Source organism: Paenalicyclobacillus cellulosilyticus (assembly GCF_014647315.1).
In the GTDB taxonomy this organism is placed as follows: domain Bacteria; phylum Bacillota; class Bacilli; order Alicyclobacillales; family Alicyclobacillaceae; genus Alicyclobacillus_J; species Alicyclobacillus_J cellulosilyticus.
Genome location: NZ_BMOY01000002.1, coordinates 1 through 24528 on the forward strand (window position 1 = coordinate 1; position 24528 = coordinate 24528).

General features: G+C 62.3%; 36 protein-coding genes. 6 read left to right on the plus strand and 30 right to left on the minus strand.

The window, feature by feature from the left end; all coding sequences use genetic code 11:
* Positions 1 to 158 (plus strand): transposase domain-containing protein (locus IEX97_RS00645; protein WP_188880542.1); only part of this gene is annotated, 158 nt, incomplete at its 5' end.
* Here IEX97_RS00645 and IEX97_RS13965 read toward each other — a convergent pair.
* The 6 genes from IEX97_RS13965 to IEX97_RS00675 form a co-directional block, all read right to left on the minus strand.
* On the minus strand, positions 120 to 668 hold the full coding sequence (locus IEX97_RS13965; RefSeq protein ID WP_188880544.1) for a class I SAM-dependent methyltransferase: 549 nt from the start codon (positions 666 to 668) through the stop codon (positions 120 to 122). The genes IEX97_RS00645 and IEX97_RS13965 overlap by 39 nt on opposite strands.
* A gap of 139 nt (positions 669 to 807) precedes the next feature.
* On the minus strand, positions 808 to 1140 hold the full coding sequence (locus tag IEX97_RS00655; protein WP_188880545.1) for a rhodanese-like domain-containing protein: 333 nt from the start codon (positions 1138 to 1140) through the stop codon (positions 808 to 810).
* A 15-nt stretch (positions 1141 to 1155) separates the two neighbouring features.
* Entirely contained in the window at positions 1156 to 1977 is an 822-nt protein-coding gene (locus IEX97_RS00660) for a dienelactone hydrolase family protein (protein WP_188880547.1), read from the minus strand.
* A 64-nt stretch (positions 1978 to 2041) separates the two neighbouring features.
* Entirely contained in the window at positions 2042 to 2773 is a 732-nt protein-coding gene (locus tag IEX97_RS00665; RefSeq protein ID WP_229776176.1) for a S1C family serine protease, read from the minus strand.
* Positions 2774 to 2898: 125 nt separating this feature from the next.
* Complete coding sequence (locus tag IEX97_RS00670; RefSeq protein WP_188880548.1) at positions 2899 to 3243, minus strand: YuzB family protein; 345 nt, start codon at positions 3241 to 3243, stop codon at positions 2899 to 2901.
* Positions 3244 to 3348: 105 nt separating this feature from the next.
* The gene (locus IEX97_RS00675) at positions 3349 to 3522 is read right to left on the minus strand and encodes a hypothetical protein (RefSeq protein WP_188880549.1); all 174 of its coding nucleotides are present in this window, start codon (positions 3520 to 3522) and stop codon (positions 3349 to 3351) included.
* A gap of 191 nt (positions 3523 to 3713) precedes the next feature.
* On the opposite strand from IEX97_RS00675, the gene IEX97_RS00680 reads away from it, so the two are divergent.
* Positions 3714 to 3980, plus strand: coding sequence for a YuzB family protein (locus IEX97_RS00680; RefSeq protein WP_188880550.1), 267 nt, complete (start codon positions 3714 to 3716; stop codon positions 3978 to 3980).
* A gap of 52 nt (positions 3981 to 4032) precedes the next feature.
* On the opposite strand, the gene IEX97_RS00685 is transcribed toward IEX97_RS00680, so the two are convergent.
* Entirely contained in the window at positions 4033 to 4851 is an 819-nt protein-coding gene (locus IEX97_RS00685; protein ID WP_229776178.1) for a DUF2797 domain-containing protein, read from the minus strand.
* 52 nt (positions 4852 to 4903) lie between these two features.
* Between IEX97_RS00685 and IEX97_RS00690 the strand changes: the two genes are divergently transcribed.
* Complete coding sequence (locus IEX97_RS00690; RefSeq protein ID WP_188880552.1) at positions 4904 to 5608, plus strand: PrsW family intramembrane metalloprotease; 705 nt, start codon at positions 4904 to 4906, stop codon at positions 5606 to 5608.
* 4 nt (positions 5609 to 5612) lie between these two features.
* Here IEX97_RS00690 and IEX97_RS00695 read toward each other — a convergent pair whose 3' ends face one another.
* On the minus strand, positions 5613 to 5975 hold the full coding sequence (locus tag IEX97_RS00695; RefSeq protein WP_188880553.1) for a hypothetical protein: 363 nt from the start codon (positions 5973 to 5975) through the stop codon (positions 5613 to 5615).
* A 307-nt stretch (positions 5976 to 6282) separates the two neighbouring features.
* On the opposite strand from IEX97_RS00695, the gene IEX97_RS00700 reads away from it, so the two are divergent.
* On the plus strand, positions 6283 to 6447 hold the full coding sequence (locus tag IEX97_RS00700; protein WP_188880554.1) for a hypothetical protein: 165 nt from the start codon (positions 6283 to 6285) through the stop codon (positions 6445 to 6447).
* Here IEX97_RS00700 and IEX97_RS00705 read toward each other — a convergent pair.
* Positions 6419 to 7150 carry an SIR2 family NAD-dependent protein deacylase gene (locus IEX97_RS00705; protein WP_188880556.1) on the minus strand — a complete coding sequence of 244 codons (732 nt, stop codon included), beginning with the start codon at positions 7148 to 7150 and terminating at the stop codon, positions 6419 to 6421. The genes IEX97_RS00700 and IEX97_RS00705 overlap by 29 nt on opposite strands.
* A 182-nt stretch (positions 7151 to 7332) precedes the next feature.
* Between IEX97_RS00705 and IEX97_RS00710 the strand changes: the two genes are divergently transcribed.
* Positions 7333 to 7731, plus strand: coding sequence for a helix-turn-helix domain-containing protein (locus IEX97_RS00710; protein WP_268238299.1), 399 nt, complete (start codon positions 7333 to 7335; stop codon positions 7729 to 7731).
* Positions 7732 to 7805: 74 nt separating this feature from the next.
* On the opposite strand, the gene IEX97_RS00715 is transcribed toward IEX97_RS00710, so the two are convergent.
* From IEX97_RS00715 to spoIIAA, 19 genes are all read right to left on the minus strand, one after another.
* Complete coding sequence (locus tag IEX97_RS00715; protein ID WP_188880559.1) at positions 7806 to 7970, minus strand: hypothetical protein; 165 nt, start codon at positions 7968 to 7970, stop codon at positions 7806 to 7808.
* A gap of 15 nt (positions 7971 to 7985) precedes the next feature.
* Positions 7986 to 9755, minus strand: coding sequence for a HAMP domain-containing sensor histidine kinase (locus IEX97_RS00720; RefSeq protein ID WP_188880560.1), 1770 nt, complete (start codon positions 9753 to 9755; stop codon positions 7986 to 7988).
* Entirely contained in the window at positions 9752 to 10456 is a 705-nt protein-coding gene (locus IEX97_RS00725) for a response regulator transcription factor (protein WP_188880561.1), read from the minus strand. Before IEX97_RS00725 ends, IEX97_RS00720 begins: the two co-directional genes overlap by 4 nt.
* Positions 10457 to 10619: 163 nt before the next feature.
* Positions 10620 to 11435 (minus strand): pseudouridine synthase, encoded by an 816-nt coding sequence (locus IEX97_RS00730; protein ID WP_188880682.1) that lies wholly within the window; start codon positions 11433 to 11435, stop codon positions 10620 to 10622.
* A gap of 132 nt (positions 11436 to 11567) precedes the next feature.
* On the minus strand, positions 11568 to 12107 hold the full coding sequence (locus IEX97_RS00735; protein ID WP_188880562.1) for a spore maturation protein: 540 nt from the start codon (positions 12105 to 12107) through the stop codon (positions 11568 to 11570).
* Complete coding sequence (locus IEX97_RS00740) at positions 12107 to 12697, minus strand: nucleoside recognition domain-containing protein (RefSeq protein WP_188880563.1); 591 nt, start codon at positions 12695 to 12697, stop codon at positions 12107 to 12109. The genes IEX97_RS00735 and IEX97_RS00740 overlap by 1 nt, the downstream gene beginning before the upstream one ends.
* Positions 12698 to 12823: 126 nt before the next feature.
* Positions 12824 to 13288 (minus strand): GerW family sporulation protein, encoded by a 465-nt coding sequence (ytfJ, locus tag IEX97_RS00745; protein WP_188880564.1) that lies wholly within the window; start codon positions 13286 to 13288, stop codon positions 12824 to 12826.
* Entirely contained in the window at positions 13236 to 14027 is a 792-nt protein-coding gene (locus IEX97_RS00750) for a DUF2953 domain-containing protein (RefSeq protein WP_188880565.1), read from the minus strand. The genes ytfJ and IEX97_RS00750 overlap by 53 nt, the downstream gene beginning before the upstream one ends.
* Before the next feature lie 59 nt (positions 14028 to 14086).
* Positions 14087 to 14656 (minus strand): SMC-Scp complex subunit ScpB, encoded by a 570-nt coding sequence (gene scpB / locus IEX97_RS00755; RefSeq protein ID WP_229776182.1) that lies wholly within the window; start codon positions 14654 to 14656, stop codon positions 14087 to 14089.
* Positions 14657 to 14701: 45 nt separating this feature from the next.
* Entirely contained in the window at positions 14702 to 15439 is a 738-nt protein-coding gene (locus IEX97_RS00760; protein WP_188880567.1) for a segregation and condensation protein A, read from the minus strand.
* A gap of 20 nt (positions 15440 to 15459) precedes the next feature.
* Positions 15460 to 16095, minus strand: a complete 636-nt coding sequence (locus IEX97_RS00765) for a site-2 protease family protein (protein ID WP_229776184.1) — start codon at positions 16093 to 16095, stop codon at positions 15460 to 15462.
* A gap of 14 nt (positions 16096 to 16109) precedes the next feature.
* Positions 16110 to 16868 carry a spermidine synthase gene (locus tag IEX97_RS00770; protein WP_188880569.1) on the minus strand — a complete coding sequence of 253 codons (759 nt, stop codon included), beginning with the start codon at positions 16866 to 16868 and terminating at the stop codon, positions 16110 to 16112.
* A 193-nt stretch (positions 16869 to 17061) separates the two neighbouring features.
* The gene (locus IEX97_RS00775) at positions 17062 to 17214 is read right to left on the minus strand and encodes a hypothetical protein (RefSeq protein WP_188880700.1); all 153 of its coding nucleotides are present in this window, start codon (positions 17212 to 17214) and stop codon (positions 17062 to 17064) included.
* A gap of 119 nt (positions 17215 to 17333) precedes the next feature.
* On the minus strand, positions 17334 to 17699 hold the full coding sequence (gene spoVAE / locus IEX97_RS00780; RefSeq protein ID WP_373289357.1) for a stage V sporulation protein AE: 366 nt from the start codon (positions 17697 to 17699) through the stop codon (positions 17334 to 17336).
* Positions 17696 to 18715, minus strand: coding sequence for a stage V sporulation protein AD (gene spoVAD, locus IEX97_RS00785; protein WP_188880570.1), 1020 nt, complete (start codon positions 18713 to 18715; stop codon positions 17696 to 17698). The genes spoVAE and spoVAD overlap by 4 nt, the downstream gene beginning before the upstream one ends.
* Before the next feature lie 83 nt (positions 18716 to 18798).
* Positions 18799 to 19263 carry a stage V sporulation protein AC gene (gene spoVAC / locus IEX97_RS00790; RefSeq protein WP_188880571.1) on the minus strand — a complete coding sequence of 155 codons (465 nt, stop codon included), beginning with the start codon at positions 19261 to 19263 and terminating at the stop codon, positions 18799 to 18801.
* 90 nt (positions 19264 to 19353) lie between these two features.
* Complete coding sequence (gene sigF, locus IEX97_RS00795) at positions 19354 to 20109, minus strand: RNA polymerase sporulation sigma factor SigF (RefSeq protein ID WP_188880572.1); 756 nt, start codon at positions 20107 to 20109, stop codon at positions 19354 to 19356.
* 13 nt (positions 20110 to 20122) lie between these two features.
* Positions 20123 to 20587, minus strand: a complete 465-nt coding sequence (gene spoIIAB / locus IEX97_RS00800) for an anti-sigma F factor (RefSeq protein WP_373289358.1) — start codon at positions 20585 to 20587, stop codon at positions 20123 to 20125.
* A gap of 9 nt (positions 20588 to 20596) precedes the next feature.
* Positions 20597 to 20935 (minus strand): anti-sigma F factor antagonist, encoded by a 339-nt coding sequence (spoIIAA, locus tag IEX97_RS00805; protein WP_188880687.1) that lies wholly within the window; start codon positions 20933 to 20935, stop codon positions 20597 to 20599.
* A 281-nt stretch (positions 20936 to 21216) separates the two neighbouring features.
* Here spoIIAA and IEX97_RS00810 point away from each other — a divergent pair, with 281 nt between their 5' ends.
* On the plus strand, positions 21217 to 22521 hold the full coding sequence (locus tag IEX97_RS00810; RefSeq protein WP_188880574.1) for a helix-turn-helix domain-containing protein: 1305 nt from the start codon (positions 21217 to 21219) through the stop codon (positions 22519 to 22521).
* A gap of 205 nt (positions 22522 to 22726) precedes the next feature.
* On the opposite strand, the gene IEX97_RS00815 is transcribed toward IEX97_RS00810, so the two are convergent.
* Positions 22727 to 23992, minus strand: a complete 1266-nt coding sequence (locus tag IEX97_RS00815; protein ID WP_229776186.1) for a D-alanyl-D-alanine carboxypeptidase family protein — start codon at positions 23990 to 23992, stop codon at positions 22727 to 22729.
* 341 nt (positions 23993 to 24333) lie between these two features.
* On the minus strand, positions 24334 to 24528 hold the full coding sequence (locus IEX97_RS00820) for a DUF1540 domain-containing protein (RefSeq protein WP_188880575.1): 195 nt from the start codon (positions 24526 to 24528) through the stop codon (positions 24334 to 24336).

Genomic DNA, 24528 nt, shown 5'->3' on the forward strand with positions numbered 1-24528 from the left:
CGGCCAAGGAGAACGGACTGGACCCATACTTGTACCTGGAGTACCTGTTCGAACGGCTACCCAACATCCAGACTGACGCCCGGACAGCGATGGACGACTTGCTGCCGTGGTCGGAGCGTCTACCAGAGCGAATCCGCAGGCGGTCGAAAAAAGCATAGTATGCGAAACTGCCCCGCTGGTTCCCCGGCGGGGTTGTTCGTCATGCATGAGTTTGGGGGAGCCGTGGAGGGAATGCAAGGTGGGCGGGATTTGACGCTTACGTAGAAACCGCCCGGGTTGAGGACGCGATGAACCTCGTGCAATGCTGCGGGCAACTCAAGATGCGGATCGAGAAACACGTTCACCGACTCCGTAATCACCAGGTCGAACGAGGCGTCGGAGAACGGAAGGCGGTGAGCCGGCGCGACCCGCCAAGTACCTTTGACTTGGGCGAGTTCTGCCCGCCGCCTCGCTTTGCGAATCATCGCAGGGCGGATATCCACACCCACGATCTCACATCCAAACCGCTCCCGCAAATAAACCAGCGTCCGACCCGTGCCGCAACCCACATCGAGGACGCGCCAGGAAGCGTCCGGTTGCACGCGCTCTGCCCACAGCGCGGTGCTCGCCATGGCACCGGGATGCGCAGCGCCTGCGCCGACAGCGGCGAGTGCATCGTGGTAGTCCACCAGGCTCCCCCCTGCAGATGGCCTGAACCTTTTGCCAGACTATGAACGGGAGTTTCACGGTGCCCGGGCGACCACCCCAACTCGCCACCTGCCAAAACGCAAAGGGCGCGGCTTGTAAGCCGCGCCGCGCATCAGACCATCAAGGGGCTGCACCCCGCTCGACCTCGCCGTTCCAAGCGAGCATGCCGCCGTACAAATTGGCGACTTGGCGAAAGCCACGGTCCCAAAACCACTTCGCCACCGTCTGCGAACGCCGGCCGCTGCGGCAGACAAACACCACCGCATCATCCGGACGGATTTCATGCGCCCATGACTCCACCACTTGCATCGGGCGCAGCGGCACCCCCGGAATGTGACCATCCGCGTACTCTTCCGGCGTCCGGACGTCAATCACCCTGACCTTGCCTTCTGCGAGCAGTTGCTTGAGCTCATCCGCGCTGTATTGCAGGATACCTTCGTGTTCAAACGCCACGAAAAGCCCCCCTTTTTATTCCGCCAGCACGTCGCGGAGAAATGACAACGTGCGCACGTACGCGTCCCGAGCAGCCGCGACGTGATACGAACGGCGGGTGTCGTTGAAGAACGCATGCCCAGCGCCATCATATACCTGTGACGCGAAATCCTTGCCCGCTTCACGCATGGCCGCGGCGAATTCCGGGACAGCTTCCGTGATCCGCTTGTCCAACGCCCCGTAAAAACCGCGCACGGGACACTGGATGGAAGGAATCATCTCCGCCGGCGGTGCTTGGCCATAGAACACCACCGCACCGCGCAGGAGCGGATCGCGACAGGCAAGGCGAGCCGAGAGCGCACCTCCCATACAGAAGCCGACGGACGCAACCCCCTGGCCTTGGCTGAAAGGGCATGCCTCCCGCAGGAAACGGGTGGTCGCCAAGAGTTGTTCCATGTATCCGTCCGGGTTCAGCCCTGCAAACAACGCTTGCAGGGTCTCTCCGATCACGGCCTGATCCGGGGCAGGCAAAGCGGCAAGCGCCCTTGCCCGCTCTTCGGGATTTCCCCATGCCCCTGGCGGGAGCGAGTCAAGAAACTGCTTCGCGCGGTCAATTCGTTCCTCAGTCAGAGCCCTGGGACGCTCTCCGCCGCGCGCATACAGGTCTGGTGCGAACGCCAAGTAACCAGCGGCGGCCAACCGCCGCGTGACATCCTGAATATGGTCATCCACACCCCAGATCTCTTGCAAGACCACGACGGCAGGCAGACGTTCGTTTTCCGGAAGCGAAGGGCGTGCCATGTATCCGGAAAATACGCCTGCTTCTCCGTAGCGAACCCACTCCGCCCGCACGGGCATCCTTCCCCATCTCCTTTCGGCCAAACCGGTGGCGCAAAGCGTGTGTTCAGAGCGTGTGATTCCATCACAGGCGAACCCGATGTTCCCGGGAACTTTCGCGCAAGATCCGTTGTGTGACCTCGCGCAACACGTCGGCCGAAATCGCAAAGCCGATCCCTTGGGAGCTTTGACTGACCGCCGTGTTCATGCCGACCACTTCGCCGCGCAAATTGATGAGAGGTCCGCCGCTGTTGCCCCTGTTGATGGCGGCATCCGTCTGCAGAAGGTTCGGATACTCGCGGTCGCCAATTTGCATCGGCCGCTCAATCGCGCTGATGATACCCACCGTCACCGTGTGGTCCAATCCCAAGGGCGAACCGATGGCGACGACCCACTCCCCGACCCGCGCGGATTTCGAACGCCCCAACTTCAATACCGTCTCCGGGACCGGGATATCTGCCTTCAAGACGGCGATATCATGCCGATAATCGGTTCCGACGACGCGGGCGCGTACAGGCTGCTTACGGCCGTACAGGCGCAGAAAGACTTGTGACGCGCCGTGGATGACATGTTCATTCGTCAAAATGTAGCCACGCGGATCGAAGATGAAGCCGGTCCCGATGTTGATGGTGCGGACGGAGGGTGAAGCCGGCCTCTCCCACGGCAATCCGAACACAAAACCGCGTGGCGCGCGGTTCTCACGCACCACCTCGATCCCGACGACCGCCCGCTTGTACCGCTCGACGAGACTGGCGAAATTCGGGAGAGCAACTGCGGTCTGTCGCGCCGGGCGCACGGCCCGCTTGGAGCGCATCATGGCCACCCCACCTCTACGTCCAGCAGGACTAGGTTGGTTGATCATATTCCTTGCCAGAGGTGAAAGTGAGGTGAGCCAGACCGATTCCACGCCGGCCCAACTGTGTCACTTCCTGCCCCACGCCATCAACCGTCCGGTGTGTCGGCTTGACCTTGGTGATGGCCTTGCACCGCCACGGCGCCCGTCCTCGCGGTCTGCGAGAGGAACGCGTATGTGCCGGGCAGCGCCGGCTTGCTGAAAAACGACATGCCGCGCTCCAACTTGGCGTACAGCCCGCGTGGATCCCGGGCGGCGACCACCGCCTGATTGCGCAAGGCAAACGGGACATCGGTGCACAAACCGCAAGCATCCAGGCATGGTTCGATGGACATCTCCACGTCCGGGTACTGCTCACGCAACAACTCATACACGTCCCGGCCAAACTTGTCCAAATTGCGCTGACACCACCTGATGTTCAACGACGACGGCATGACCCCACCCCTTCCTGTGCCTCACCTCTATCTTACAAAACCCAACATCCTGACGTAAGAGGCAGCGTGCCCTCGCGGGCATGCCCGCATGGTGTTGCCGCACGCTCAGCCTGGGCGCTGGCTGCGATACCGTATGCCGTAGTTGCCTTTGCGCGTGCGGAACACCTGGACTTTGACACCCTGCAGGCCGCGGGAGAGCTGGTCGTCGCGCAGACACATGGCCACATACGATGCGACAGACCTGGAATCGTACAGCCGAGCCTCGTAAATCCAAGACATGCCTATCCCTCCACGCCGTTGCTCGGTGTTCCGTCCCGTAGTCTGTCCGGTGCCGGACGTCCTTCATGCGCCCTCTCGAACACCGTACCCGGTCGGACGCCTGGTCAGCACGCGGCGGCCGACAAGCCGGAGGATGCGCCAGGAACGTTTCGATGCTACACTGGATGCGGTGCGAAAACGGAGGGACAAGGATGAACGGCATCGTGTTGATTGAGGTGTGCGACGCGAATCCGGCGTGCACCAGCGCATTGTTCGCGCTCGAGCACACACTGCCCGGCGTCACCGTCCTGGAGACGTCGTGCATGAGCCAATGTGACCTGTGCGCAACACGACCGTACGTGTTTGTGAACGGAGAACTCGTGACCGCAGATACGGTGGAAGCGCTGATCCAACGCGTCCGGCAACGGGTTGCGGCATGGTTGACGGACGATCCCGATGTACCCGGCGATGAAGGGTGAAGCGCAACCGTATGCAGCGCGCACGTGACATCCGCCGTCACTCCGTCCGGCATCAGTCGCCAAACGCCACGCGCACGCGGTACCCCTGATGCCGCTGGACATGGAACACACCGTGCGCCAACAAGAGGTACTGGCCTTTGATCCCCAGCAACACGCTGTCGATGTGCGGTGACTTGTCGAGCGAGAGCGCGTCCAGGTTGACAGACGCGCCTTGCAGCCGCGGATACACAAACTGATGCACCGTATTGTCCTCGTGGATCCAGTAACCGCGAAACCGCGAGCTGCCTTGGAGCTTCGACGCCAACTGAGCCTTGATGCGCACGAGGTCGTCCGGCTCCGCCGCCTCCGACAACATCTTGCGCCAATCCGTCCTGTCGGGAAGGAATCGGGCAATCTCCATTTCCAACTCCCCTGCGGCTTTGCGCGTCGGCAATTCAGCACACAGGACGGCGCGCGTGGCGCCTTGATCTATCCAACGCTGCCGCTCGCGTCCCTTGCGGGTGAGGCCAACCTTGACCGCGCTGCTCCACGCCAGGTAAACGTAATGCGGCGTCATGCAGTGAGCGGCTGCGAACGCCTCGTCGCGGCAAGTTCCACGGGCGTGGTGACATGTGTGGGGTTTGACGATGCACAAATCGCACTCCGCCAAGGTGGTAAAACAGGGATAACAGTATCCCTGATGGTACAGCTTCTTTACCCGCCTCCCGCAGTGGATGCAAGCCTTCTCCCCCGTAAACGTGATGACCATCCGCCGGCCCAGATACGCGTTGAGCGGCAACCGCGCCTCATCGGTCACGAGCGTATATGCCACAGGTGTGGCGATTTCATGGGCCAATGCCCTGAAGAACCCGGAAACCTCCGGCAGTTTCACCCACCCCCTCGCGCACGAGCGCCGCATCGTATCCACGCCGGCCATTCTGGGCATGGTAGCCCGTAAACGTAAACATCACCGGCGGGAGGGATACCCCATCGTTTACATCGCGCTCGCCTTGTTGCCTGCCTTGCTGCTCCTGACCTGGTTGTACACACGGGATGTATGGCACCCTGAGCCGAAACAAAGCGTCTACCGCATCTTTCTGCTGGGGGCAGCGGTCGTGCTCCCTGCAGGTCTCCTCGAACGGGCGCTCCTCGACACCAGCTTTCCCGGATTGAAAAACGGATGGAAGGTCACCGTGGCCACCGCCTTCTTCGTCGCCGGAATGGTCGAAGAGTTTCTGAAGGCCTCCGTCGTGGAGCGCGGCGCATTGGACAAGGGGCTGATGCGCACCCGCATCGACTGCATCGTGTACGCCGGTGCGGCCGCGCTCGGGTTTGCCGCGGTCGAAAACGTCCTGTACGTCACGAGCTCCGGTTTCACGACCGCGCTCCTGCGCTCCGTCACCGCCGTCCCGGCCCACATGATGTTCGGTATCCTCATGGGCAATGAGTTCGCTCACCACGTGCTGGAGGGCAAAAGCCGAGGACGAGCCTACGTGATTCCGGCTCTCGCCCACGGCGCCTACGACTCGTTTGCGCTCGCCGAGAGTTGGTTGGCCGACGTGTTGTTGGTCGGATACCTCATCTTTCTGCTCGAAGTCTGCTTACGCATCCTCGACCGGGCAGCGACAAGGACCTGGCGATGGGCGTGATGGGTCAGCGCGTGTCATACCCGCTTTGGCCGAACGGCTTGGGCGAAGCAGGTATACCCTCGAATACGAACAGCCAACCTTTATCCGCCCGGTAGACCATCACGTCTGCCGATTCATCGAGCATCAACATATGAAACAGGTTCATGTCCGTTTTGAAGTACGGGCTGAGGTGCTCTTCGTGCAGACGGATGTTGAGCACCCTGTATTTTTCCCGTTGCGGCACCCTCACCCCGTCCCAAGCGGCGATATTCTGCCACATCACCGCCGGTTCAAACACGCCGTTTGCTTGCTGACGGAGGTATTCATACACATGGCGCGCAGCCCTGGCTTTGCGGCTCTGCTCGAGAATCAATCCGTAGTGCGGCACGCTGCGTGCCCTCCTGCTCCTTCACGGTACACGAAAGCCCCCTGCGGTAAACCAACCAGATTAGGGGGCCATCGTGCAAAAGGATATGGGAAAGTCTGTCCTCATTATACGCAAAAGGGGGATGGTTGAAAATAGGGACGTTCAGGGACAAGGTTGCAGCGCAAGGCCCAAGAGGTGCCTGCCCCGGGGAGACGCCGGCCCTGGGTTTGCTTGCGGCCGGATGCATGCCCAAAGGATGACGGCACCTGATTGCGAAAACTCTAAGAAGTGATATGATGAAACCAGAGACGAGGGAGGAGGAGCCGTCTTGTTCAAATACTATCTCGGTATCGCCATCATGTGCGCCATCTTCGCCTTGGTCGCCATTTTCTTCTCCCAGCACGCCATCACGTTGGCCAGTGTCTTTTTGGCTATGGCAGGTGCGTTTTTGGCCATCGCGTTTGTCACGTCCGACCCGGACGCGCGCTGGTGAACCTGCCTTGTAGCCGCGGGATGTCGAACAAGCGGGGTACCCACACTTCAGCCTCCTCATTGATCCACACCACCAAACGCCGGTTCCGCCGAGCGATTTCCGGCAGACGGCGAACCGGCTCCTTTGCCAATTGCGTGCCAATCACCAGGAGGGCGTCCGCCTGGCCAACCCAATCGACCGCGCGGGCAAAATGGCGCACGGGTTGTCCTTCCATCGTGAAACCCGGGCTGAGTAACCGCCCGCACAGACGGCAACGCGGGACGGGTTCGCGAAACACCAGATCGCTGCGATAAATCTGGCCGCATGCCCCGCACCGCAGTTCACGCAGATTGCCGTGCAGTTCAATCACCCGCGACGAGCCGGCACGCCGGTGCAGACCGTCGATGTTTTGCGTGATCACCCAAGCACCGCGTTTGGCGATGGCGACATGAGCGGCGTTGGGCACAGCCTGCTGCCACCAGGTCAGCAGGTGGCGGTACAGCGCATAAAACCGCACCGGGTCTTCCTGGAAAAACCGTGGTTCAAAGACGATTTCCAGGGGGACCCCGTCCACTCGGTCATGCCCCAAAGGAAGACCGCTGGCGCGGCTGATCCCGGCGCCCGTGATCACGACCACCCGTTCCGTGACGCGCAGGAAGGCTTGGAGATGCGCGAACTCCTCCGTGCTTATCCCCTCAGAAACCACATGATCTTCCGCCGTCATATCCATCGATGCCTCAACCTGAGACGCCATGTGTATCCCGGACACGCACAAAAGCTTAAAAATTATTTATCACATGATATTTACAAATCGAACGGAGAGGACTACCCTAGTGTACGTAGACAACATATTCCTACAAGGAAGGAGGGATCCCGGTGCCCGGACAGGAAAGCTTTGGTGCCCGAGTGCGCCGCCTTCGCCGCGAACGGGGATGGTCACAGCAGGAACTGTCCTTGCGGACCGGAATCTCGACACCGCACATCTCGTCCTTGGAACGCGGGAAACGCAACCCATCCCTCGACTACGCCCGCAGGCTGGCCGAAGCTTTGGGCGTTCCCATCACCGCACTCATCGAAGCCATGCCCATGACCATCCCGAAGATGTACAAGTCCACCGATGAGTTGCCACCCGTGCTGCAAAACTTCATCCTCAACGAGGCGTCGACACCCTACCTGTACGCAGCGCACCGCATGAGTTACTTACCCAGGGAAGACGCAGAGTTCCTGACCCTGCTCATCGAACTGCTGGTGGAACGCCGGCATACCGACTTCGGAAGGTCAGCTCAGCCGAAAAAGCCGATGTGACGAACAGCGGGTGCGTCACCCGTCCGCGCGGGGATGAACGGGTCCGTCACGCGGCTTGGCCTCATCTTGGAGGATTACCAAAGGACCTTGATGCCATACCTGCCGTGCTTGGTTCGAAAGACGCCTACGTATTTGGGCACCTGGCGGTACAGCCAGCCTTGGGCGTCTTCGAACCGCGCGGCCAGACACTGCGCTTGAAATTTCGTATCGACCAGTTTGAGGTAATACACCCAAGCCATGTGCCGTTCTGCCTCCTAATCATCCATTCCATCGTGAGGCAAGGGCGCCACGCGCGGGTTCTTCGGCAGCATCACGGTGAAGACACTGCCTTGCCCCACCGTGCTCTGCACGCGCACGTCTCCCCCGTGCGCCAAGACGATGTGCCTGGTGATGGCAAGACCGAGACCGGTTCCCGAGTTGCCGCGGGTGCGCGCCTTGTCGGCCTTATAGAACCGCTCCCAAATGTAAGGCAGGTCTTCTTCCGGGATACCGGTGCCGGTGTCTGCCACCTCGACTTCGTAACGGTCATCCTGCGGACGGAGGGTCACGTCTATCCGGCCCCCGGGGGGCGTGTGGCGCAGCGCGTTGTCCAACAGGTTGGTGAACACCTGTTCCAACCTGCCGACGTCCCCTTCCATCTCGCAAGGTTCGACAGGGCAACGGGTGGACAGCGTCACCTTCCGTTCTTGAGCGAGCGCTTGAAACTTGCGGTCCACCCGTTTCAACAACTCATCCAAGCGAAAGCGGGTGTAGACCATCGGCAGATGCCCGGATTCCAGTTGCGCCAGGTCCAACAGATCGTTGACCAGGCGGCGCATGCGCAGGGTCTCATCATGAATGATCTCCGTGAGCTCGCGCCTCTGCTCAGGATCTGCGGCCAAGTCGTCGAGCAGCGCCTCCGTGTACCCCTGCAGCATACTCAGCGGCGTGCGCAATTCGTGCGACACATTGGCGATGAGGTCGCGGCGCAGCCGTTCCAAACGGCGCTCCTCCGTCACGTCACGCAACACCGCCACGACGCCGCGCAGGTTGGCCGTCGCGGAATCCCGCAACGGGGTCAGCGTCACGCGCACCGTCCGACCGCCCAACGACACCTCCCGCGTGAGGATGCGCGCTTCGCGCAAGACATCCTGGACGAGATGGTGCAACGGCGCCGGCAACGCAAACGGCCGTACCGGTTCATGGCCGACGCCAATTTCATGCCCCGCACCGCGGTGGTCGGGAAACAACCACGCGAGCGCCGGCGGGTTGGCCAGCGTCACCTGTCCGACCGAATTGGTCGCAATGACGCCGTCCGCCAACGAGGACAAGATGCTCGCCAACTGGGCTTTTTCATTCGACAACAGCGCAATGGTTCCCTTCAGGTCGTTGGCCAGTTGATTGAACGTCCTGCCCAAGCGCCCGACTTCGTCGTGGGTGGCCACATCAATGCGGACGTCAAATTGGCCTTTGGCCATTTTCTCCGCCACCTCGTTCATCTGCAAGAGCGGACGCGACAGGTTCTTGGAGACCACAAACGCAAGACCGGTCGCCAACAGCACGCCGAAGCACGTGGCGAGGATGACCAGGTTGCGCATGCGGGCGATGTCGGCATCCGAAACGCTCACTTCCTGCGAAACCTGCAACAACCGGCGGTCGTCCTGGTGCAGGCGGGCGTACACACTGACGTAGGTTCGGTCGCGCCAGACTGTGCGCAGCACCACCGGACGGCCGTTGTCGAGGGCCCGGCGTTCCTCGGGATGGAGCGCGGCCAGTGCGTTCGCCCCTTCACGTCCCGAGAGGAATCGGATCTGCGCGTGCTGGCCCTCTGCCAACGCCTGCGCGACTTCGCGGGCCACCCTTTCCCCCTGCTTCTCGGCCAAGGTTTCGACCGAAGCGGTCAACCGCAACAGTTGCCGGGATTGGAGTTGGTAGACGTAGTTGTCAAAAAACTGCTCCAGCATCACGGACAACAGCACCAAGACCACCACGTCCATCCCGACGATGGTCAGCCACAATTTTGCCACGATGCTGTTCCGAATCACGGCGACACCTCAAACTTATACCCGACGCCCCAGACGGTCGCGATGTACCGGCTGACCTGTTCGGAGTGCTGGCCCAGTTTCTCGCGCAACCGTTTGACATGCGTGTCCACCGTGCGCTGGTCTCCGTAGAACTGATAGTTCCACACGTCGCGCAGCAACTCTTCCCGGGTAAACACCCGCGCCGGTCGTTGGGCCATGTAGACAAGGAGATCGAACTCTTTGGGTGTGAGGTTGACTTCTTTGCCGCATACTTCCACTCGCCGGGCGTCGACATCAATATGGAGATCAGGAAACGTGAGCACCTGACGCAACGCCGACCAATCGGCGCCATCCCCCGCACGCTTCAACAACGCCTTGACCCGCATCACCAGTTCGCGCGGGCTAAACGGCTTGACGACGTAATCGTCCGCTCCCAGTTCAAAACCTTGGATGCGGCTGACCTCGTCCCCCGCCGCCGTCAGCATGATGATGGGAACCTGCGAATGCTGGCGGATCTGCACACACACAGCGCGTCCGTCCATGCCTGGCAACATGATATCCAGGATGATGACAGCGTATCCTCCGCGCCGAGCCATTTCGAGGGCCGTCGGTCCGTCCTCCGCCTCATCCACCGCAAAACCGTTTCGTTCGAGGTACATGCGAACCAAACGCCGGATCCGCTCCTCATCGTCGACGACCAGCACGCGCGGTGGGTGGTCCATGTGCCATCCCTCCGTATCCAGCACCATGGTAGCTTCATTATGCCCGCCGTCACCGGCGCCGGCAACCAGACAGAAAAAAGGCACCTGCACGAGGTGCCCACCTGCTTCGTGTACCGCCAAGCCACATCCTGCATCCGGATGTGAACCGACCTGAGCCGCGCGGTCAACGAACCGACCGTTTCCGCGCCGCGACAGCATAAGGAGGATGACCAGACCGTTTCCGTACGGCTTCCGGAGGGGCCGGGACGCGGTACGGCGGCGGCGTGAGACCGACGCTCTGGTACAGCGCATCCCACTCCTCGCGCGTCAACCACCGCCACCGCCCGGGGGGCAAGCCGCCGAGTTCCAGCGGTCCGAACCGGACTCGTTTGAGGCGCTTGACCGGGTAACCCACCGCTTCAAACATCCGGCGCACCTGTCGGTTGCGCCCTTCGCGAATGGTGATCTCCAGCACCGATTCAAGCGGGTGATGGCGGAGTACCCGGACATCCGCCGGCTGTGTCACCCCGTCTTCGAGCGGTACGCCCTCGCGCAATTTGCGGATCACTTCGCGCTCCGGCATGCCCAATACGGTGACGCGGTACACTTTCTCCACCTTCCATGAAGGGTGGAGTAGCCGGTGGGTGAGCTCCCCGTCGTTTGAAAACAACAACAAGCCCGTACTGTCGTAATCCAACCGGCCGACCGGATACACGCGCTCGTCCACCCCGCGCAACAACGCCATCACGGTCCGGCGGCCCTCCGGGTCGTAGACAGAGGAAATGTAGGACGTGGGTTTGTGCAACATCAAGCACACCGGAGATGCCAGCGAGATGGGCTTGCCGTCGACGGTGATGGTCTGCGTGGCGGCGTCCACCTTCGTTCCGAGCGTCTGGACGATCTCGCCGTCGACCGCGACCCGCCCTGCTGTGATCAACGCTTCACAGGCGCGCCGGGAAGCCACCCCGGCCCGCGCCAACACCTTTTGCAACCGTTCCAACGCCACGTCTGCTCACGCCCCTGCGCAACGCTTCCTCGCCGACTGCGGAAGCTCTGCTGCCCGATGGAAGCAGCACGGCCCCTTGGCGGCAGTTTGACCTCATTCAAGATTGTTGCCCACTTCCACGTGATTTTACCATTTCCCTGTGACCCAGTGCACGGCGAAGACGCTGGCGAGGACGCTGATGAAGTCGGCGAGCAATCCGACCTTGAGCGCGTACCGGATGTTGCGGATGCCGACGCTGCCGAAGTAGACGGTGATGATGTACAGCGTCGTGTCGGTGCTCGCTTGCATGGTCGAGGCAATGAGGCCAAGGGTCGAATCCGGTCCTTTTTCTTTCAAAATGTCTATCAACAAGGCCAAGCTTCCCTGCCCGCTGATGGGACGGAGCAAACCGAGCGGCGCCACCTCCGGAGGCACGTGCAGCCAATGAAGCAACGGCGACAACCCGTGCACCATGATATCCATCGCCCCGGAAGCCCGAAACACCTGAACCGCCACCATCATGGCGACCAGATGCGGAATGAGGCGCACACCCCACGCAAACCCTCCTTTGGCGCCTGCGACGAACACGTGATACACAGGGAGGCGCCGGGCGTAGCCGGTGACAAGGATGACGGCGATGAGCGAAGGGAGCAACCACGAGGAGACCATCGAGATAACGGCCTGCATCAGGCGCGCCTCCGCTTCGACCAAGCACGAAAGGCGCGGTCCAACACAATCGCCCCGGCAGTGCCCAAGGCAGTGGCGATGAGCGTCGTGCCCACCACGGCCGTCGGATCGTGCGAACCGAGTTGCATCCGGATGGCGATCACGGTCGTCGGAATGAGCGTGATGCTGGCGGTATTCACCGCCAGCAGCGTGCACATCGCGTCGCTCGCCGTCTCTTTGTCAGGATTGAGGGTCTGCAGTTCCTGCATGGCCTTCATGCCGAGCGGTGTGGCCGCGTTGCCGATGCCGAGAATGTTGGCGGTCATATTCGCAAGGATGGCGCCCATGGCCGGATGGTCCGGCGGGACGGAAGGAAACAACCAGCGTCCGACCGGCCGCAACAGCTTGGATAACCCATCGACGAGCCCCGCCTGGGTCGCGACATGCATCAACCCCAACCAGAGGGTGATGACGCTGACGAGTCCGATGGACAACTCGACGCCGAGTTCCGCACCGCCCAAGACCGCGCGCGCCACGGCGTCCATCCGACCTGTGCAGGCTGCGGTCAGCAACCCGGCCAAAAACAAGAGCAGCCAGATGAAATCAATCAAGCTGGCACCCCCTGATGGCATTCCGTCTGCTTCAAGGGTATGCCAGCTGATGCGCAATTAGGACGAGGGGCGGTGTGGACACGGACGCGCGCAGGATGGCTTCGGCAGCTTCACCCCTGCGCAGCTTCACATCGGCTTGCCGCGTTCTTCGTCGTCATCCTCCTTGGCGCTCTGGCTTTTGCCTTTCGATCCGGCTGAACCGCGAAGCAGCGCTTGGATCTTGTCCACCACGGTCGGCGCCAGATCAATCAAGCGGTCGTACAGCTGGTTCGGGTGATCGGTCGACAAGAGGCGCACGTTGTTGCCGTTGACGATGAGAAACCCGATGGGCACGATGGAGACGCCGCCGCCGGAACCGCCGCCAAATGGGTGTTCCTTCGCCGCCGCTTGGCCGGATCCGCCGCCTTGCTGTCCCCCGGATACTTGAAATTCGCTCCCCCCGGCCGCAAATCCGAATCCCACGCGGGAAACCGGCAGGATGACCGTCCCGTCGGGTGTTTCCACCGGATCGCCGATGATGGTGTTCACGTCCACCATCTCACGGATGCTGGACATCGCGGTCTGCATCAGTCCCTGAATCGGGTGCTCCATCTCGCTTCCTCCTTCTCCACAGCGCAACTAGACGATACGTTGCGCGGATAGCGTGTCCGAGGCGGATGCGCAATATGCAGTGCGCTTCTCCCTCCAACACCCGCCGCTGGTAATCCGGTACCACCCGCAAGACGGGGACTTGACGGAACGAGCTCGTCCCCGTCCAGCGGCCGACCAGCATCGACAGCACCGCCCAGACCGTTCCACACACCACGCCGCTCGTCACGACGTCGCCGGTACCCACACGCAGGGACAGGCGCAGTTCATCGACCGTCAATCGTCGGAACACGTCGCAGAGCACCGCCCAAATCCGCCGGACCAGGCTGATGTCGCGCAGCACGTGCCATACTTCTTCCGCGGTCAGGGCGGTTGCGGATGCCGCACGGCGGTATGCAGCGTCCCGGTTTGCGGCGCGGCCTGCCGGTCGGCCGGTTTCACCACCGGGTTCACCACCGGTTTCACCATGCGCATGGGCTTGCCGTTCGCGGCCTGCTTGTGGCGGACGCGCGACCTTGACCGAAGGCCCCTCGGAGGAGAACCCAAGGTCGAGCCCGGTCAGGGTGCGACGGAAGTGCAACAGACCACCCAATCCCCGGATATCGACGAATCCTGTGTCGTCATGTCCGACGTGCCGAAAGGAGACGGTCATCCGCAAGGGAGCATGATAGATGAGAACTGCGAACAGGAAAAGCACAGCGAACACCGTGGCGGCGCAGAGCACTGGCAACAACCGTCCCACCCTCTTTGCGGCACGGTTGTAATCTGCCCGCCCCGCGCTTTTCCCATACGCACTTGCCCTTAATCCCGCGGCACGGGATCGGGAAAGTCGAAGATGGACAGCCCTTCCGGCTGTCCAAGGTCCTCTGGCAGGGGCGGCAGGTCATCGAGACTCTGCAGGCCGAACGCTTGTAAGAACACATCGGTGGTGCCGTAAAGGATGGGACGGCCCGGACCGTCTTCCCGTCCAACCTCCTGAATGAGTTGCCGCTGCAAGAGCGTCGCGATGGCACGGTCCGACTGCACGCCGCGGAGGGATTCGATGGCGTACCGCGTGATGGGTTGATGATACGCGATGATGGCCAACACCTCGAGGGCCGCGGAACTGAGGTTCGGCGGCGGCGGGACGGACGCCATTCGCCGCAGGTACACCGCGTGCTCCGGCCGGGTGACCAACTGCCAAGACCCGCCCCACTCCACCAGCTTGATCCCGGCTTCTCTCGCATCGTAGGCAGCCGCCAACTCCGCGCACATCGCCCGCACCTCATGAGCCGGAACCTGCAGAACGTCCGCCAGTTCCTCCGTCGTCATGCCTTGGCTTCCCGCAGCGAAAAGGACCGCTTCAAGCGCTCCCAGCAACGACACAAGCACCCATCTCCCTCCTTGCCTTTGGACGACGCAGAGGCGTACGTCCGCCTACACCACGCAACCCGCCGTCTCCGCCAAGACCACTTCAATTTCCCCGAACGGGTGCGGCTGCAGACAGCGGACAACCTGGGCCTTCATCAATTCAAGCAGGGCGAGAAACCCGGAGACGATCTCGCTGCGGCTGTGCGCGCTGCGCAGCAAGGCGTAAAACGGCAAGCGGCCGGCGCGGCGCAGCAACCGGATCATCCGCTCCATCATCTCCTCGACGCTCACCACGTGGCCGCGCATGGCCGCGACCGGCTCCGGTTTCGGGCGGCGGGCCATCCATCGGCGGTAGGCGTCCAAGAGGTCCCACAGCGTCACCCCGGTGAGCGAGGGGGCGGGTTGCGCACGGTAAGGCGAGAGGTCCAGCGGATCACGCGCGTAGACCAAGCTCCGGGCAGCATAGCGCGCCCGCAATTCCTCCGCCGCCCACTTGACCCGCTGGTACGCCATCAGCTGGGCAATCAAGGCTTCCCGCGGGTCTTCTTCCGGTACCTCTTCTTTGGCCGGTTGCGGCCGCGGCAGGAGCATCCGGCTCTTGATGGCCAACAGCGTCGCCGCCATCACGACGAATTCGCTGGCGATTTCGAGCGACAACTCTTCCATTGTCCGCAAGTAGCTCAAGTATTGCTCCGTGATGTCCGAGATGGAGATCTCGCGGATGTCCACCTCTTGCTTGCGCACCAAGTGCAGGAGCAGGTCCAAAGGGCCCGAGAAGTTTTCGAGGACGACCTCGACCGCCACGTGACCACCTCCTCCCTGCCTCAGCCGAGGTGCAGGCCGAACCACCCGAACCACGAGCCAATCCAGCTTTGCGCCGCCAAGAACAGCGTACCAAAGACCGCGTAGCGAACCTGTGGCACCATCACGGCCAACAGGAGGACAAACGGCCCGTAGACCTCCCACTGGTGGTACACCATCGCCCACCGCCTGGGGAGGAATCCGGCCAGGATCCGCGCCCCGTCGAGCGGCGGGACAGGGATGAGATTGAAGACACAGAGGTTGACGTTCACCATGAACATCCCGTTCAACAACATAAACCAAAACCCGTACGGGTCGCGCAGATGGGCAGCGTCGAGCGCGGCGATGGACGCGACCGCCAACAGGAGGTTCGACATCGGACCCGCAAGCGCGGTGATGACGAGACCGTATCTCGGCCAGTGAAAGTTGGCCGGCTGAATCGGCACCGGCTTCGCCCAGCCGATGGGCGCAAACAACATGAGGAGGAGACCGATCGGATCGAAGTGGACCAGCGGGTTGAGCGTCAAGCGCCCGGCGAGGCGGGGCGTCCTGTCGCCGAGCCAGTCGGCAACCACCGCGTGTGCGAACTCATGCACCACCAACCCGGTCACGACGGCGATGATGCGAAACAAAAAGTCCGGGCCAAAGAAGTCCAGCAAGTCGTTCCCTCCCGTCAATGGTACGTCCGCAACCGCCACGGCCACAACCACCGTTCCGACCAGTGCAACCAAGGATGGCGTATCATCGTGCGCCGCCATGCCGGTCCGACGTCGGTTCGTTGCGCAAAGACGGCGAGGACGTTTTGTTCACCGCCCGGCAAACCTACCGGAAGCAGCCATACGCCGGCGAACGATCCGGCAGCCGCATCGAGGAACGCCCGCATCATCCCGGATGGCGGCCAAGCGAAAATCAGGTTGCATGCGGCCACGCCATCCGGCGCGACCACCTCCGCCAACCGGCGCGCAAACTCGGGTGTGACGCACGGGCTGTATACCCGGTCCGACAAATACGCGTCGACGAACACCAGGTCGAACGAGGTGCGGGCGGCAGCGAGGAACCACACGCCATCGCCGATCCAGTATTCCACCCGGTCGGGCCCCGGACAAGCGAAAAACGCCGTCGCGACGTCAATCACCCGCCGGTCGATCTCGACCCCCGTCAGCCGGGCCTGCGGATGGCGGTGCGCCACATGGCGCAGTGCGGTCCCGGTGCCGACACCGACGGAGAGGAATCGTTCGACACGCGGCAGGCTGTCGGCCAGGGTCATGAACGCGCGTTGATACGGAAACACCGGCCGGTCGGGTCGGCTTACGTCGATGGCGCCCTGCCATCCACCGTGATCGCCAAAGCGGAGGTAGCGGACGCGCCCGCGTTCGATAACCTGAATGTCCGGTTGCACATCGCCTTGGGTGCGAAAGATCAATCGGTACACGCCATCCCTCCGAACGGCAGCCATGGCAAGGCAAAGCCAACCTGCGGCGGCGCTTTTTGTCCGCTGCGGACCTGATGGATGGTATTCCGCATCGCGGCGGAGAAAACCTCTTGCCTGCTGAAACTCGGCGGAGGATTTGGGGAAAGAAGACCTGCGCGGGAAGGGCCGGGCCCGGCGGATGCGCCGGGCGGCGTCATGCGAGGGCAAGGTGGTTTGCTGCGGGGGCGCCGGACCGGCGCTGCCACAGGCGGGACACGTAGGGCCACAACGGGCGGACGACGCCGAAAAAGACCTGAAACATCCCGAAATACCGCAGCAACCGCGGCAACATCATCAACACGCTCACCAAGCGTCCTCACCTCTCCCTTCGCTTCACCGCAGTGTATGACCTTAGGCCGCGCGGCGGCAAGGCGGGTGTCGGAGGATCATGTCTCCTATGCGCAAGCAGGAGGCCTTTTTCTCTCCTCAACCTTTGGGGCGCGCGAACAACGCGGCGAGAAACGCGAAAAGGATGGCGGCGGAGACCCCTGAGCTCGTCACCTCGAAGATGCCGCTTAAAATCCCTATCAACCCGTGGCGCTCTGCTTCCGCCATCGCCCCCTGCACGATGGCGTTGCCAAAACTGGTGATGGGCACGGTGGCGCCCGCCCCCGCCAGGCGCACGAGCGGATCGTACCAGCCGAGCCCGGCCAAGACGGCGCCGGATACGACGAGAACCACCATCACGTGGCCCTGCGGCAGCTTCAGGGAATCCATCAGGACTTGGCCCACGGCGCAGATGGCGCCGCCGACCAGAAACGCAAAGAAATACGTCGTCCAGGTGATGCTCACGATCCGTCCTCCTTTCGCTCGAAGACCACCGCGTGGGAGATGCAGGGGATGGTGTCCTGCTGCTGCACGCTGACCATCGACAACAGCGCTCCCGTCGCGGCGACCAGGATGCGCCGCCACTCCCCTTCTTCCAACTTCCGCAGCAGATATCCGAACGTCACCATGGTGCAGCACGCGCAACCGCTGCCGCCGCTGTACACCTCAGGTTGATTGCGGTCGAAGATGAGCATGCCGCAGTCGGTGACGTTGTCAGGCACCGCGATGCCGCGCTCCTTGAGCAGATCGCAGAGGATCTCGTGGCCGACGAAACCGAGATCGCCGGTGGCGACACAATCGTAATCGGCGAGCGTCCGCCCCGTGTCGGCGAGATGGGCGGCGATGGTGGCCGCGGCCGCCGGAGCCATGGCGGCGTTCATCTCCCACGGGCTCTCGAGGCCGTAGTCCAGAACCTGGCCCACGGTCGCCATCGTGATGGCAATGGGGCTGCCCGTCCGGGCCAACACGGCGGCGCCGCTGCCTGTGACGGTGCGCTGGGCACTCGGCGGTTTTTGCGCGCCGTATTCGGTCGGGAAGCGAAACTGCCGCTCCGCGGTGGAAAAGTGGCTGGATGTCCCGACGAGGACCCGTTCCGCCATGCCGCTGTCGATGGCGAGCGCACCGACAGCCAACGATTGGCAGATGGAAGCGCAGGCAGCGTACATCCCCATGGCAGGGACCGCGTAATGGCGCAGGCTGAAAAAGTAACTGATGAGCTGGGCGTTCAGGTCCGCGCCGACCACGAGATCGATGTCTTCCGGCTTCAGATTGGCCTTCGCGAGCGCAAGGGCGAACGCTTCGTCGGCCAATGCCCGCTCCGCGTGCTCCCACGTGTCTTCCCCCATGCGGTCGTCGTGGTGACGGATATCGAAGCACGTCCCGAGGGGCCCTTGGCTCTCGTTTTTTCCTGCCACCGTCGCCCGGCTGATGACGCGCGGCGCGGACGCAAACACCCAAGTCTGACGGCCTGACTTCGGCATCCTGATCTCTCCTTTGCCTGTGTCCGCCTGAATCATCGTCCGCATGAATCATCATGCCCGATGCGCTGGCCAAGCCGCCTGCTTCATCCTGCCAGATGTCCGATGATGTACCGGACGAGCGCGACGAAAAAGGCGCTCACCACCCCGAACACAATCACGGCGCCGGCCAGCTTGAACATGCTGCCGCCGACCCCGTTCACCCATCCCTCGCTGCGGTACTCCATGGCTGCGGACGCCATGGTGTTGGCGAAACCGGTGACCGGCACCGCGGACCCTCCGCCCGCCCACTGCGCGAACTTGTCATACACGCCGAGGGCGGTAAAGATCACGGACAGAAGGATCAGGACGGCCACCGTCGGATTGGCCGCGTCCTTCACCGTAAAATGCGCAAAGCGCACGAACGCATGCTGGATCGCTTGCCCCAGCACGCAGATCCCGCCGCCGACGAGAAACGCCCGCACCGTGTTTTTTGCGATGGGGCGATTGGGGATGTAGCGGCGGGCCTTCCTTTGGTATGCCATCTGTTCCTGCCGACTGACCGGGCCCATACCTCCGCCTCACCATCCTGAAAAGTGGCGATGCGGATGGTATTGTGCCCGCAACCAGCCCCCCATACTCGGCACCCTGATGCCGAAACCTTAGGTTAACTGGTCGCGGATGGTGCGCAAAATGCGCTTTTCAAGACGGGATACCTGCACCTGCGAAATCCCGAGCACCTTCGCCACGTCGGACTGCGTCTTGTCCTGAAAGAAACGCATGTACATGATGAGCCGTTCCCGTTCAGGCAACCGGTTCAGCACTTCATGCAAGGCGAGCTTGTCAAACCATTCCTCGCTCTCCTCGTCGGCAATCTGGTCCATGAGGTAAATCGGATCGCCGTCGTTTTCGAACACGGTCTCGTGGATGGATGCGGGGGCCCGCAGCGCCTCCTGCGCCAACACCACTTCCGACGGTTCCATCCCCAGTTCCTTCGCGATCTCGCTGATGTAGGGTTGCCGTCCGAGCCGCCTCGTCAACTCGTCCCGTACACGGCGGATGTGCCGCGCCTGTTCCTTTAAACTGCGGCTGACTTTCACGGTGCTGTCATCCCGCAGAAAACGCTGGATCTCCCCGATGATCATCGGCACCGCGTACGTTGAAAATTTCACGTCGTAGGATAAATCGAACTTATCGATGGCTTTCATCAACCCGATGCAGCCAATCTGAAACAAGTCATCCGGATCGTAGCCTCGGCCGAGAAACCGCTGGACGACGGCCCAAACCAGGCGCTGGTTGGCCAACACCAACTGCTCGCGCGCAGCAGCATCTCCCTGCTGACTGCGCCCGATGAGTTGCCGCACCTCTTCGTCGCTGAATTTCTGCGTCCTGTCCTCCGCGTCCCTCGCATGTTCCATGTGACATGCTCCTTCAATGCCCTTCGCGTTTGGGCGCGATGGTTTTCCTCATGATGACGCGCGTCCCGCGGCCCGGCGCCGAATCGATGATCAGTTCGTCCACGAAGCTCTCCATGATGGTCAACCCCATGCCAGAACGCTCCAGTTCGGGCCGCGAGGTATACATCGGCTGGCGCGCCTGCTCAATGTCCGCGATGCCCACCCCGTCGTCCTCGACGACGACCTCGACGGTGCCGTCCCGGATACGGCACTCAATCCGCACCTCCCCGGGACCCTCCTCGTAGCCGTGGATGATGGCGTTGGTCACCGCCTCAGACACGGCCGTCTTCAATTCGGTCAATTGCTCCACCGTCGGATCCATTTGGGCGACGAACGCCGCGACCGCCACGCGGGCGAACGACTCATTCTCCGAGCGGCTCGCGAACTGGATTCGCATATAGTTGTCAGAAAGCGCATCACTGTTTAGTTTGCTCGCCATGATGGCTTCCTATGCCTCCTTCACGTGGGCAATCGCTTGTTCTTCGTCCGGGAAGACGGGCACGATCTTCAGAATGCCCGACAGCTCGAACAGCTTCATCAAGGATGGCCCGACTTCGCACAACGCCATCCGCCCCCGGTGCGAGGAGACGGAACGGTACCGTCCGAGCACGAGTCCGAGACCGGAGCTGTCCATGAACGACACGCCCCGGCACGACAATACCAAAGCCCGGTGCCTCACCCATGCCAGTTCCCGTTCTATCTCGTCCCGGATCTGTTCGACCACATGGTGGTCCAGTTCTCCTTGCAGCCGGACGACCAAAACGCCATCCACTTTGTGAACTTCCATAGCCACCTTGTGCAAGTCTCCTTCCCACCCGCATTCTGAGACACACCCTCCATCTTTTGCGGTCGGGATGAGAAAGTCCTGCCGGCTGCCAAAACTCGTGGGAATTTCCTATCATTCGACAAACAGGTCAAGCAAGGTTCGCGAAGCTCGGTAGGAAATTCTGACGACATCGAGTACAATGAAATGGACATGTGTCTCCAAGCTTGGTGAAGCCTTTGCGTTTGACCGGGTGTACTTCAAGCGTGCAGAAAAAGCACGCCGATGCAGAAGGTGGTGTCAGCGTGTCGACCATCGGATCGAAAATCCGCGCCTTGCGGACGGAGCGCGGGATGAGCTTGGAGGATGTGGCGGACGGATACGTTTCCACCAAGACGTTGGCGCGGATTGAACAGGACGACGCCGTCCCCTCCCCGTCGCTGCTCGCGCACGTGGCCGAAAGGATGGGGGTCCCGGTGACGGTGTTCGCGCCTGACGGGGCAAATCCTGCGGACGCGGTGCAGACGTACCGGCAGGCGAAAAACTTACTCGGCAGGGAGCGGTTTGCAGAGGCGGCGAAACGCCTGGAGTCCCTGCTCGTCCTGCCCGGGCTGCCGCATCATCTGCGCGAGGAAAACGTATTCGAAGACCTCGGCGACTGTTATGAACGCCTGCAAGCGGACGCGCGCGCGGTCTCCTGCTACGAACAGGCTGCCGAAGCCGCATTGGCCCACGACGACATCCCGCTCGTCATCCGCGCCTACCACAAAGCGGCGCAGGTCTACAAGCGGCGGGATGAGACAGGGCTCGCCCGGCTCTATTGGCTCCGTGCCAGAGAGACGCTCCTGCGCCACCCTGGCATCGCAGTGCCGCTGCTCTGCAAAGTGGAGATGCACCTCGGGCGCATCGAATTGTCCGCAGGCCGTTACGGTTCGGCGCTCACTTACTACGAGGCTGCGTACGCGCACAGCGATCTCGGCGCGAGCACGGGCGACCGCGCCCTCATCTGCCACGGCTTGGCCTACGCCCTCGCCGCCCACGGGCGCTACGAGGAAGCAGCCCGCTTCACCGATGAGGCCGTGGAACACTACCGCGCCATCCACCATACGCGCGGGCTCTCGCAGTGCCGCGTCAACCAAGGGGTGCTGCTGCGGCTGCAAGGCAGATGCGAGGAAGCCGTCCAACACTTCACCGCATGCCTGGATGAAGGGGACGTTGCGAACGACGCCATCCGCGCCGCCAACCTGCTCGCGGAACGCGGGTGGTGCCGCCTCTTGACAGGAGACGCAGAGGGAGCCTTGGCGGACGGAGCAGAATCGCTCAGGCGTGCGCGTAACCACCCGCGGGCGGTGTCGTTTGCCCATCTGGTGTGCGCTCACGCCAACCTGGCGCGCGGCCGGACGGACGAAGCCATCCGCCATGCCGAAGCCGGGTTGGCCGCATGCGAGCGCGGGAAGGATTGCGACGGTCCGCGCATCGCCTTGCAGAAGGTGCGGCAACGAGCATGGGTCGCAGGCGGCCGAACCGCGGATGCGCTCGCCGCGGCCGTGGCTTCGGCCCGGGAAGTGCTGGACCGCGGCGCCGTCAGCCTCATTGGTCCGGAAGCATGACCTGGCGCGGCCGGCGGCCCATTCTCATTTCCGGAAAAATAATAAAAATCGATGGGGTTCGAGCGACGGCGGCACCACCTGTCATCCCTAGACATGCGGTGCCGCACGGCGACAGCACACGACACACTCGGGGCATGGCTGCGCTGGCGCGTTTGCCGTGGTCTCACGGGTCACGGGACACTCGCTGCGTCTTCATCCCCTCATCTCACCCGCGGCCGAAGGTGACGATGCGACGGATGGTCTTTCCAATGCTCTGCCAGAATGAGGCCCGTTGCACGTCGACGGCGGCGAGCAACGGCACTTGACTTACCGGTTGCCCGTCTTCCCGTACGACGAGCGTACCGACGCGCTGGCCAGCTTTCAACGGGGGTTGCACCTTTTCCCACCGCCACTCGGTCGTGTACTGCCGGTTGGACCCTTTTTCCGCAATCACGCCGACGGTGTCGCCCGCCACCACGGGCACCTGTTCCGGGATACCGTGGGGCACCCGCAGCAGCGTGACGCGCTGGCCCGCACGGTACAACACCTTGGCTTCAAACTGGCTGAACGCCCAATTAAACAACTGTGCGACTTCGGCGTTCCGCACGCTTGGCTTGGGCTCACCCATCACGACGACGATGACCCGGAAGTCGCCGCGTTTGGCTGTGGCCGACAGACAATACTGTGCCTCGGACGTGTAGCCGGTCTTCAGGCCGTCGACCCCTTCGTAAAACCGGACAAGCTTGTTGGTGTTGACAAGCCACAAAGGATGCGCCGTGTCTTTGCGCAAATAATCGCTGTACACCGACGTCCAGCGCGTAATCTGTTCATGTTTGAGCAACTCGCGCGACATGAGCGCGATGTCGTACGCGGAACTGTAGTGATTGGGTGCCGGCAGGCCGTTGCAGTTGACAAAATGCGTATCTTTCATCCCGAGTTCTCTCGCCCGCTGGTTCATCCGCTGAACAAACACGTCTTCGCTGCCATACAAGTGTTCAGCCAGCGCCACACTGGCGTCGTTCGCCGACGCAATGGCCACGCCTTTCATCATGTCGGCCAACGTCATGGTCTCTCCCGGCTCAAGGAAGATTTGGGAACCTCCCATGCTGGCGGCGTGTTCGCTCGTCTTCACCGGGTCTGACCATTTGGCTTTGCCTTGATCCACGGCCTCCATGACGAGCAACATGGTCATGATCTTCGTGATGCTCGCCATCGGCAGCCGCGCATGCGGGTCTTTGGCAAACAATACCTTTCCGGTCGCAAAGTCCATCACCACGGCTGAACGGGCATGGGTGGCCAATCCAGCCGGAGACGGGGCACCCGCGTTGGGGTTCGCAGCCCACGCAGGTGGTTGCACTGGATTCGGCAGCACGGGGCCGTTCCCCGCCAAAGCAGCGCGCGCAGCTGGAAATGGCGCCGCCATGACCGGCACCTGCCCCGCCATGGACAAGGTGAGCGCCGCCGCACACCATACTGCCTTCATATGCTGCATGTCTCACATCGCCCCTTCGTCATCCATCGCGCGCCTCGCCAAACGAACACGCGCCTCGCCAAACAAACCGAAATCACGCACCGGTGCACTGCCCAGGCGTTGCTTCGCACCGCCTCGCGCATGATAGTGTTTACGCCGCTGCGGCTTTTCATCCCCATCGAGCAGGAGGGGGCGTCTCCTCCCCGTCCTCGCGCACACAACCCCCCGTACACAACCCCGCAACCCCGTCGCGGACGTTCACTACTTCACGTTCGCCCATGCCGGGCGTACCAAAAAGGTTGCGCGCCCCGGCAGAGCCGGAGCGCGCACGTTGCGCCGTCAGGGCAAGCGCAGCACGGCGGTCAAGCATGCACCGAAGGTTGCATGGACTGCACCCCTTGATCGAAGTTGCGGAAACGGAACGTCGCGCACAACGTGCCTTTGGCCGTTCCCACGATGTCGTTCCCGTTCGACCGCACCTCAATCGCATCGGCGATGCAGTCCCGATCCTCGTTGAAGATACACTCCTCGACGAGACACCGGACGCCTTTCGGCAT